This is a genomic window from Streptomyces sp. NPDC005195, assembly GCF_040608315.1.
In the GTDB taxonomy this organism is placed as follows: domain Bacteria; phylum Actinomycetota; class Actinomycetes; order Streptomycetales; family Streptomycetaceae; genus Streptomyces; species Streptomyces kaempferi.
Map to the genome: position 1 here is coordinate 1 of NZ_JBEXHZ010000269.1, position 2,020 is coordinate 2,020.

Annotated in this window: 2 protein-coding genes; one reads left to right on the forward strand and one right to left on the reverse strand. The window is 73.7% G+C overall.

Annotated features, from left to right (window positions below):
- Nucleotides 1–191 precede the first annotated feature (191 nt).
- Nucleotides 192–1,175: an NAD(P)-dependent oxidoreductase gene (locus ABZV34_RS38840; RefSeq protein ID WP_356287823.1), complete on the reverse strand. Its 984-nt coding sequence runs from the start codon at nt 1,173–1,175 to the stop codon at nt 192–194.
- Between the two features lie 194 nt (nt 1,176–1,369).
- On the opposite strand from ABZV34_RS38840, the gene ABZV34_RS38845 reads away from it, so the two are divergent.
- Nucleotides 1,370–1,972, forward strand: coding sequence for a dTDP-4-dehydrorhamnose 3,5-epimerase family protein (locus tag ABZV34_RS38845; RefSeq protein WP_356287825.1), 603 nt, complete (start codon nt 1,370–1,372; stop codon nt 1,970–1,972).
- Nucleotides 1,973–2,020: the final 48 nt, after the last annotated feature.

Below are 2,020 nucleotides of genomic sequence, written 5' to 3' on the forward strand. Positions count from 1 at the left end.
GCCGCCGCCGCGGCCCGCCACCGCACCCACCGGCCCGCCACGAGAGGGCCGGCAACCGCCCCCTACCGCTGCTTCCCGGCCCGCTGCCGCCCAGCGAACAGCAACTGCCGTGACGAGAAGCCCGGTTGATCAGCCCGCCGCCGGGCCGGACAGCGACCGCCCGTCCCTCCCGGCCGCCGGCGGGCACCCGCTCAGCCGGAGCTCTCCGCCGCGTTCCACAGGTCCCGAACGGTGTCCTCGGGCCCGCGGCGGGGCGACCAGCCCAGCAGCTCACGCGCCGCGGTGACGTCCACGCACATCCAGTCCGCGTCCGTGGCGGGCCGGACGGTACCGCCGGTGTCCTCGACCAGCCGCACCTGTCTGCCGCTCGCCGCGATCAGCCGGTCGACCATGGCGCGCACATGCTCCGAGGTACCGCTGCCGATGTTCAGCACCCGGCCCCGCGCCCCCGGCGCCCGCATCGCCGCCACGATCGCCTCGGACGCGTCCTTGGCGTCCACGAAGTCCCGGCTGCTGCGCAGCGGGGACAACTGCACCGTGACCGGCTCGCCCGGGGCCGCCTGGGCGCGTAACTGCTGCGCCACCCGGCCCAGCAGACTGCTGGGCGGGGTCCCGGCGCCGATCACGTTCGACAGCCGCAGCACCACCGCGTTCGTACGGCCCTGCTCGGTGGAGCGCAGGACGGCCTGGGTACCGAGCAGTTTCGACTGCCCGTAGTCCGTCGCCGGGCGGGTGGGGGAGTCCTCGGCGAGGCACACCCCCGCCGGCTGCGGCGTGTACTCGTGCACCGACCCCAGATGCACCAGGCGCGGCTGCCACGAGGCGGCGCCGAGCGCCGTCAACAGCCGTTCCACCAGCAGCTGGTTGCCCTGCCGCATGACGCCGACCGACGACGACCAGGCCACGCCGGCCGCGTTGACGACGGCCACCGGATGCTCCGCGTCGATCAGCCGCGTCAGCGCGTCCGGCCCGTCCTTGACCAGGTCCATCGGGCAGAACTGCCACGAGGCCGGTGTCTTGGCGGCCTGCCGTGCGACGGCGAGGACCTCGTGGCCGGCCGCCTCCAGGGCGGCGCCCGCGTGCCGGCCGACGAAACCGGTCGCACCGAGGACGACCACCCGGCCGGACGACTCGTCCGGCCGTCCGGGCAGCACCTGCGTACCGACCAGCGTCATGCCGCTCTCCTCCTGGGCCGGGCTGTCCCGTACCCGCATGTCGACCCGGTGTGCCACGGCGGCGGACGCCGGTGAACCCGTGCGGTCACTGTGGCACCCGGCGGTCGAGGACCTCTCCAGGACGGTTCGACTCGACCGTGCCCCGTGCGGCTCCTCAGCGGTCCTCGAACGACGCGTCCTATGGTGCTGCCACCATGAAGGTTCGAGAGATGGCTGTGCCGGACGCTTTCCACATCACACCGCACAAGATCGGCGATGTGCGCGGGAACTTCTACGAGTCGTTCCGCCACGACAGGCTGGCCGAGGAGATCGGCCGGCCCGTGCCCCTGGTGCAGGTGAACTACTCGGTCTCCCGCAAGAGCACCCTGCGCGGGCTCCACGGCACCCTGCTGCCGCCGGGCCAGGCGAAGGTCGTCTGCGTCGTGCGCGGCGCGGTCCTCGACATCGTCGTGGACCTGCGCCTGGGCTCGCCCACCTTCGGCGCGCACGAGGCGAACTGGATGACCGCCGAGTCGGGCGAGACCGTCTTCGTGTCCGAGGGGCTCGTGCACGGCTTCCTCGCCCTCACCGACGACACCTGCGTCTCCTACCTGTGCTCCACCGAGTTCGTACCCGGCACCCAGGTCGACATCGACCCCCTCGACGCCGAGCTGGACCTGCCGTGGCAGCTGTCGGAGGCGCCGCTGATGTCGGCCAAGGACTCCCGCGCCGTCTCCGTCGACACCGCCCGCCGCACCGGCCGGCTGCCGCGCTACGAGGACTGCCTCGCGCACTACGCGGCCCTGCGCGCTCGCTGACGGCTTCCCCGGCAGCGGGCCCGCCCCCCCATCTTTCCGGCGGCCGCG